The 7452-nt window shown below is 37.7% G+C and carries 8 protein-coding genes and 1 pseudogene; 6 read left to right on the plus strand and 3 right to left on the minus strand.

Annotation, left to right across the window (positions count from 1 at the left end; genetic code table 11):
* The 3 genes and pseudogenes from FTT70_RS13180 to FTT70_RS13190 all read left to right on the plus strand — a co-directional run.
* Positions 1 to 115: pseudogene (locus tag FTT70_RS13180) on the plus strand (transposase); the annotation flags it as partial.
* 410 nt (positions 116 to 525) lie between these two features.
* Positions 526 to 723: a hypothetical protein gene (locus FTT70_RS13185; protein WP_180168712.1), complete on the plus strand. Its 198-nt coding sequence runs from the start codon at positions 526 to 528 to the stop codon at positions 721 to 723.
* A 532-nt stretch (positions 724 to 1255) separates the two neighbouring features.
* Positions 1256 to 1474, plus strand: coding sequence for a hypothetical protein (locus FTT70_RS13190; RefSeq protein WP_004972907.1), 219 nt, complete (start codon positions 1256 to 1258; stop codon positions 1472 to 1474).
* Positions 1475 to 1588: 114 nt separating this feature from the next.
* Here the strand turns inward: FTT70_RS13190 and FTT70_RS13195 are convergent, their stop codons facing one another.
* The 3 genes from FTT70_RS13195 to FTT70_RS13205 all read right to left on the minus strand — a co-directional run bounded on the left by FTT70_RS13195 (position 1589) and on the right by FTT70_RS13205 (position 3699).
* Positions 1589 to 1957: a hypothetical protein gene (locus FTT70_RS13195; protein ID WP_004972910.1), complete on the minus strand. Its 369-nt coding sequence runs from the start codon at positions 1955 to 1957 to the stop codon at positions 1589 to 1591.
* 217 nt (positions 1958 to 2174) lie between these two features.
* Positions 2175 to 2891 (minus strand): hypothetical protein, encoded by a 717-nt coding sequence (locus FTT70_RS13200; RefSeq protein WP_180168713.1) that lies wholly within the window; start codon positions 2889 to 2891, stop codon positions 2175 to 2177.
* Positions 2892 to 3000: 109 nt separating this feature from the next.
* Positions 3001 to 3699 (minus strand): exonuclease domain-containing protein, encoded by a 699-nt coding sequence (locus FTT70_RS13205; RefSeq protein WP_026438378.1) that lies wholly within the window; start codon positions 3697 to 3699, stop codon positions 3001 to 3003.
* Positions 3700 to 3950: 251 nt separating this feature from the next.
* Between FTT70_RS13205 and FTT70_RS13210 the strand changes: the two genes are divergently transcribed.
* The 3 genes from FTT70_RS13210 to rnk all read left to right on the plus strand — a co-directional run bounded on the left by FTT70_RS13210 (position 3951) and on the right by rnk (position 7212).
* The gene (locus FTT70_RS13210; protein ID WP_180168714.1) at positions 3951 to 5213 is read left to right on the plus strand and encodes an alpha/beta fold hydrolase; all 1263 of its coding nucleotides are present in this window, start codon (positions 3951 to 3953) and stop codon (positions 5211 to 5213) included.
* Between the two features lie 177 nt (positions 5214 to 5390).
* A complete protein-coding gene (gene glyA / locus FTT70_RS13215; RefSeq protein ID WP_019836649.1) occupies positions 5391 to 6644 on the plus strand; it encodes a serine hydroxymethyltransferase in 1254 nt (417 codons plus the stop codon).
* A gap of 163 nt (positions 6645 to 6807) precedes the next feature.
* On the plus strand, positions 6808 to 7212 hold the full coding sequence (gene rnk / locus FTT70_RS13220; protein ID WP_004972920.1) for a nucleoside diphosphate kinase regulator: 405 nt from the start codon (positions 6808 to 6810) through the stop codon (positions 7210 to 7212).
* Positions 7213 to 7452 lie beyond the last annotated feature (240 nt).

Below are 7452 nucleotides of genomic sequence, written 5' to 3' on the forward strand. Positions count from 1 at the left end.
GAAGCAGATGAAATATTATTGGCGAGATTTTCAAGTCATGACAGCTGATAAAATAGAGCAATGGGTGGAGAGAGTATCAAACCAATTCGGAAAAGAATACATGTTTACTTTTTAATGACAGCTTATACTAAATCTAATTTAGGTAAAAATTGGGTACAGAATATTTTAAGTATTTAAATTTTATATTTAAAATCAGTTGTTTAGGTTTTTAGTTCAATTGACGCCATCCAATAAATTCTTGATTATCAAATTGAAAAAATTAATAATATTTATACGGTATTTTTTACGGTATATGCTGTTGAAGGTTAATTTTTTATTGTTATAAATCAAAATGATAAAACCTTATTCTTGTGCGCGCTGAGCGCACCAAATTAGTATATAAGCATTGAACTGTAATATAAAAAATAGTTGAAAAGTATATAAAAAATTAAGATAAACATTCGATCTTATTTGCCATAGCCTGATCACGTTTTTCAGCATATAAAACTCACATATTTTAAAACTGAAAAATCTGAGGGCAGCTTCGTGGGCTATATCGTTAAACTCATTCCAGAAAACTTATATTTTGTTCCGCATGATAATGAAATTGGTACCACGGAATTTCGCAGTAAAGCCGTCGCAGAAGGTTTGTTCTACGATTATGCTGAAGCAACAGCAATGGTAAAGCTATACAATAAAGAAATGCTGCAAGATGTTGATTATGAAATTGAGTTAATTGAATAATCGTCGACTTCTTATTATTTGAAAGTATCGCCAAGTTATGCAGAAGCTAATCGCAAAGCTGGAGCTTTTAACCGCATAAAATTATGCCGTAACTGAAAATTAAATCAATTGAAATTTTGCTGTGTGAATGTGTTGAAATGTAGTGGGCTATTGCAGCAAAAAATAAGTTTCACTATATTAAAACTACAGTAGGTCATTCAATGTAATAGACGCTACGATGCAGTTGGACGGATCAATGACAGCTCGTTAAGTTTGTAACTCTTGTTCAAACAATAAAATCAGCACTAGCCTTCCAACATAAAAAAACTCGCAGCAATGCGAGTTTTTTCTGTGCTAGAATGAAAAACAAGCAAATTTACTGTGGTTTTGTAAGTTGTAAATAAAATTTTAAAAAATATGTGTTTGAATTTATTAGATAATTTAAATTTAGTTTAAAAAAATACTACATTGTCAAACAATCTAACAACTCACTTTTTTAAAAAATTTATAAGCTATGGTATAAAAAATTTCCGTCAAGAAAAAGGGAACAACAATGACGCAAATCATCGATATTAAAGTTAAAGACCAGTTTAGCCATATTTACGAAGCAAAAGCATTGCTACGTAATATCCCAGAAACTTCATTGGCAGCGGGTTTGGCACTATTTCACAAAATTGAACACATTATTGTGGAAGGTGAAGTGATTTTACCAAGCATCGAACTTTTGTTTGAAAGCCGCGAGTCTGATAGTATTTTCCGTGTGTTGGAGTAAATATTTGTGAGACTACTTTATTTTTAGAAAAGCTCATTTCGATGAGCTTTTTTGTGCGCAGGATTTTTAAAGCACACGTAAATAAAGTGCTCATTAAGTGTAAAACATATCGCTTTAAACCGTCTGATCTTCTACAAGTTGGATATTTACATCGTATTTATCAAACTCTTGAATAATTTTTTGAATGACCGCTTGCCCAATGTCATCATCGGGTTGAAAACTCAACTCTTGATTGGTTTGACTATCAAAACATTCAATTTGCAATATTTGCCAGAGCTGGGCATCTGTACTTTGTTGAATCACTATGCGTCGCGGTTGTAAATGTGCTGAAATTTGACGCGGCAACACATTGGTAATCGCTAACTGTATTTGGCTTTCCTGATCTTTTGGGCTTAAAAAGGTAATCACCCAATTGCCAACTTTACTGAGTTGCATTGGATTGTCATAAGCATCAAACGCTAAAAAAAATGCATAATTCATCATAACCCTGTGCCTCAACAATTCTAGAAAATACTATATCGCTGATTTTTATCAGTCGGGGCTATGCCGCTAAAGTCTTAGCTTTTATAGGAATAATGGATCTAAGGTTTATATGTGTTTTTAAGGTGTTGAAAAGTAATAAAAATAAATTAATCCATATGTCCCTGAGCATGGTTTTAATTGTTAAAAAGACTTAAAACTAAGTAAAAAAATCTAAGCTTTAAGTCGGATTAAGCTTTTGCAGAGAGTGGTTGATTTGCTGCAAAATCTGATTGAGTGCTTTCGGTGGTAAACGAGTTTCTTGCAAAGAGGTAATCCATTGCATTTGGCAGAGTTTTAAGCTGCGAATATCCTGAGCTTGTAAAATTCGCTGAATCAGTTGTTTTGCCATTAATCCACAATGACGCTGCAAAGTATCCATCATGAGAAATTTTACATCTTCAAAACTCAAAGCGGTAATTTCAGGCTGTATTTCTGCTTGGGGTTCAGGTTGTTCAGCGGGCTGTTCTGTATTGATGGCCGCTGCAACACGTGCTTCTAAATATGCAGGAACTGAATTTACTTGAAGATGTTGGGTGTGGATTGGTTCTGCCAAACTTTCAGCATGCGCTTGCGGGGTGCTGCTTGCAAGTTGGCTATGAATTTCTGTGTGTAAAGTGGTAGATGATGGCTCTTGCTCTTGTTGCAGCAGAATGTCAGCCGTTTGCTCTTGGTGTTGCAAAGTGTCTTGCTCAAGCGCAGCAGGGGCAATCAGGTGCATATCTAATAGCTGTTCAATCAATTCAGGTGGTGCAAGACGTTGCTTGAACTGATCTCCGAGTAAATCAAAATCTTCAGTACCAATCAGTACCAATAAACGACGTTGACGTGCATTTAAATCACGTGTGCGCTGTTGTAATGCATCTAGACCGAGTTGAGTTTTTTGATAATTAAACATGAGCCTTAATTTATTTCCCCAATAAATTAAGGCAAAGCATAGACTTTGAAAATTACAATAATATGAATAATTTATGACAGCTAAATGCAATAAGATTCACTTGAAACATTTATAAAGTCAAAATGCTGGTATTTTCGAGCGCCTTGCGTAAGTAAGGATCTAAATCTTCTTGTCTTAATAACCATTGCACATAATCGGCAGGAAGGTCAGCAATTGCCGTACCACGATGTTTACCAAAATTGATAATTTGTGGAATACGTGCTTCTTCTGAGGCAGTGTAGAGTTCTTCAATACTTTGAATTTGTAATTGATGAACTTCGTGCATCAAAATATTGGCCGTTAAAATAATATCCATATCGGCACGATGCGCTTTTTTAATCATATCACGCGCTTTTTCGCTGCCTTTGGTAATCATATAAATTAAAGCTGAAATATTGTGTGCTTCAGCATTCGGCCATACACGACGTGCAAGTGCTAAAGTGCAAATGGCTTTAATTTTAGAAGTATCCACACCACATTTTTCTAAAGCGCGAATATCGTAATCAATATTATGCCCAATAATATAGGTGGTTTCGGCAGGTAATTCGAAACTACTGTAATGCGGTTGATCAATTAAATCTGATTCTAAAATATGATGTACCGCCATCGCTGCGAATGAAATTGGCTCATCGACTTGATATAACTGATCGAAAATTTGACTTTTATCTAGACTGATTTTGCCATCTTGAATTTGAATGGGGGCGTAGGCAATCTCAATGGGTTGTCCATTTAAAGTATGGGTTTCTGTGTCGAGAATAATAGCCTGCATGTCCTGATTCGCTTGCGTCATTCAATAAAAATGCAATCTAACATTAGCCGCTGCGTATGACAAATTGAATTGAAATTTAATAGACAGCTGTATATGTGATCAATTTACTGATTTTTAACGTAAGTATTTAATTTTAAATAAAATACACTTGCATATTAATTATCCAAATCTTGCCTAATACGGTAAAGAAGCGTACAAATAAAGATTGCGAAGGATGCAATCAATAAGAATATGAAGATAAGGGTAAACAAATGAAAAAAATATGGTTAAGTGTGGCTTTGGCTAGTAGCAGTTTGTTTTTAACCGCCTGTAATGATGATCATGACGATACGAGTGTTGTGGTTATTGAAGATGGCATTCCGAAATATAATTTTAGTGCCCCTATCGTAAAAACAGAGCCTTATTTGGATCAGGGTGCAAATGCGAATAATGTTTTAGATACAGTAAGTGCCTCTAAAACATTGATGACTTATAAAATGTTAGGTGTAAATGGACAGGAAACTCAGGCAACTGCACTTGTTTTTACCCCTCAAACAGTTAAACCTGCGGGCGGATGGCCACTTGTAGTTTGGGCACATGGCACAACAGGCGTGGCAGATGCGTGTGCACCGAGCCGTCAAGGTTTAAATGGAAATGAGTACTTCATTGCTAAACTATTGGCAGCAGGTTATGCCGTTGTTGCACCCGACTACGAAGGTTTAGGCGAACCGAGCGGTAAAGAATTACACCCATTCTTAAATTTAAAAAGTGCAGCTTATTCGATTACAGATGCTGTTGTCGCTGCAAGCAAGCTTTTGGGTAATACTGCAGAAACGCGCTGGAGTGTAGTTGGACATTCACAGGGTGGACATGCGGCTTTAGGTGCAGCGCAGTATGCATCGCGTGCGCAGTTAAATTATAAGGGTGCCATAGCTATCGCACCTGCATCAAATTTAGCGTTGGTATTGGCGGGTGGTGAACAAAAAGCAGCTCAGGAGCCAGATGTAATAAAGAAAGTACAGACACTTGTACCATTAGATACGTTTACTGCTCTAATTGCTGCGGGGCTAAGAAATACTGCTCCAACCTTGAAATATTCTGAAATATTTGTGTCACCAACAGATCAACTTGCTGCTCAGGCAGAGTCAATCTGTTATGAGGCATTAGGTGGGAGTATGCTTCAGCCAATGCGAGAGCACGCACAGACTTATGGAAAATTGGATGGTTATCCACGTACTCAACCGAATTTCATGACGACCATCCCTGAAGTTAAAGATTTCTTAACCAATGGTTCACAGCCATTAAAAGTGAAAATCAGTACGCCTATATTTATTTATCAAGGAACGGCTGACCCAACTGTACCGAAACAAGTCACGGATTACTTGGTTCAGTCAGCTCAAGGGATGGGAACTAAAATTCATTACGTCACTGATCAGGATTTACCTGTAGAGCAAAAATGGGATCATGGTTCGGTGTATGTGGATAATATGGATGAGATTGTCAAAGATGTTCAATCACTAATGCCTATTCAATAAGTTGTTGAATTACGATAAAGATTGATTTGACCTAAAATAGCTCATGTTTTATCTGAAACATGAGCTATTTTTATGTAAAACTGAGCAAAGTTCATTCTCTCAGTTCACAAACTTTATGCTACAATACGCGCCAATCTTAGCACGGCTTAAAAGCCCTAAATTAATAGGACCTCGCTAATGTTTGCCAATATTTCTATTGCCGAATTTGATCCAGAATTAGCTCAAGCGATCACCAATGAAGATGCGCGCCAAGAAGCTCATATTGAGTTAATTGCTTCTGAAAACTACTGCTCACCTGCAGTAATGGAAGCTCAAGGTTCAAAACTTACCAATAAATATGCAGAAGGCTACCCAGGCAAACGCTACTACGGCGGTTGCGAATACGTAGATATTATTGAACAATTGGCGATTGACCGTGCTAAAGAACTCTTTGGTGCAGATTATGCTAACGTTCAACCACACGCTGGTTCACAAGCAAACTCTGCAGTTTACTTAGCTTTACTTAACCCAGGCGACACTGTGTTAGGTATGAGCTTGGCACATGGTGGTCACTTGACTCATGGTGCAAAAGTAAGCTTCTCAGGTAAAACATATAACGCTATCCAATATGGTTTAAACCCAGAAACTGGCGAAATTGATTACGAAGAAGTTGAGCGTTTAGCGCTTGAACACAAACCACGCATGATTGTTGCGGGTTTCTCTGCGTATAGCCAAATTGTAGATTGGCAGCGTTTCCGCGACATCGCAGACAAAGTTGGTGCTTATTTATTTGTAGATATGGCACACGTAGCAGGTCTAGTGGCTGCTGGTGTATATCCGAACCCTGTGCAAATTGCTGACGTAACGACTACTACTACACACAAAACATTGCGTGGTCCACGTTCTGGTCTAATTCTTGCGAAAGCAAACGAAGAGATCGAGAAAAAATTACAATCTGCTGTGTTCCCTGGTAACCAAGGTGGTCCATTGGTACACGCAGTTGCAGCAAAAGCAATTTGTTTTAAAGAAGCAATGGCGCCTGAATACAAAGCGTATCAACAACAAGTTGTTAAAAATGCGCAAGCGATGGCTGAAGTTCTTATTGAACGTGGTTATGATGTAGTATCTGGTGGTACGAAAAACCACTTGTTCTTGCTTTCTTTAATCAAGCAAGATATTACAGGTAAAGATGCAGATGCATGGTTAGGTGCTGCGCACATTACTGTAAACAAAAACTCTGTACCGAACGATCCACGTTCTCCATTTGTAACTTCTGGTATCCGTATCGGTACTCCAGCGGTAACTACACGTGGTTTTGGTGAAGCAGAAGTACGTGATCTTGCAGGTTGGATTGCAGACATTCTTGACAGCAAAGGTGACGAAGCTGTAATTAATACTGTAAAAGCAAAAGTTGAAGCTGTTTGCGCGAAATTCCCAGTTTACGCAAAATAAGCACAGCCTTGAGAAAAGCCCCTCAAGGGGGCTTTTTTTATGGATGTAAAAAATTGATTTTTCGTTCAATAAGCTGAATTTCTGTTATAACTTAAGCGTATTGAATATGATTGTAGGCAAGCTGATGATGACAGTATTGTCGGAATGACAGGAATAAAAGTAAATGATTAGACCAAAGATTATTATTTCAGAACAAGATTTGCACCGTTTGGAAACGATGCTTGAGCATCAACCTAAATTGACGCCAACGATGCAACATCTAGAAGATGAATTGGCACGTGCTGAAGTGGTTGCGCCACAAGATGTACCGAATAATGTGGTGAGCATGAATGCCCGCGCATTGATTACCATTGCACCTGCAAAAGAACCGACTGAAATTACCTTGGTTTATCCGCATGACTTTAAAGGTGAGAAAGGGCAGGTGAATGTGGTTGCACCTGTCGGGACTGCCATTTTAGGTTTAGCTGAAGGTCAGGAAATTGAATGGCCACAGCCCGATGGTCATATGATGAAAGTCAAAATTGAGAAGATTTTGTATCAGCCAGAGCGTGAAGGCGATTATTTATAATCTGTTTATCATCCTGCGTTAGGAACATTGAAAGCCATGTTGATCATGGCTTTTTTATCAAATGGAGCGTAAAACTCTGTCCTTCAGGTCAGAGATATAAGCGACACGACATAAAGTGTCGTTTGATTTAACTAAGGACTATTTTCCTTGAGTTTTGATTGTTAATATAAGTACATGAAAACCCTTAAATTACGTATAAAAGACAAACATTGCAAGGTGTTAGACCAACTAGCATCAGAA

The sequence above is a fragment of the Acinetobacter sp. YH01003 genome, assembly GCF_013420525.1.
Classification (GTDB): domain Bacteria; phylum Pseudomonadota; class Gammaproteobacteria; order Pseudomonadales; family Moraxellaceae; genus Acinetobacter; species Acinetobacter towneri.

Excerpts from the sequence above, each read along its gene's own strand:
- FTT70_RS13205 (WP_026438378.1), bottom strand. The coding sequence starts at position 3,699 with ATGCAGGCTATTATTCTCGACACAGAAACCCATACTTTAAATGGACAA.
- FTT70_RS13200 (WP_180168713.1), bottom strand. The coding sequence starts at position 2,891 with ATGTTTAATTATCAAAAAACTCAACTCGGTCTAGATGCATTACAACAG.
- FTT70_RS13195 (WP_004972910.1), bottom strand. The coding sequence starts at position 1,957 with ATGATGAATTATGCATTTTTTTTAGCGTTTGATGCTTATGACAATCCA.
- FTT70_RS13210 (WP_180168714.1), top strand. The coding sequence starts at position 3,951 with ATGAAAAAAATATGGTTAAGTGTGGCTTTGGCTAGTAGCAGTTTGTTT.
- glyA (WP_019836649.1), top strand. The coding sequence starts at position 5,391 with ATGTTTGCCAATATTTCTATTGCCGAATTTGATCCAGAATTAGCTCAA.
- FTT70_RS13190 (WP_004972907.1), top strand. The coding sequence starts at position 1,256 with ATGACGCAAATCATCGATATTAAAGTTAAAGACCAGTTTAGCCATATT.
- rnk (WP_004972920.1), top strand. The coding sequence starts at position 6,808 with ATGATTAGACCAAAGATTATTATTTCAGAACAAGATTTGCACCGTTTG.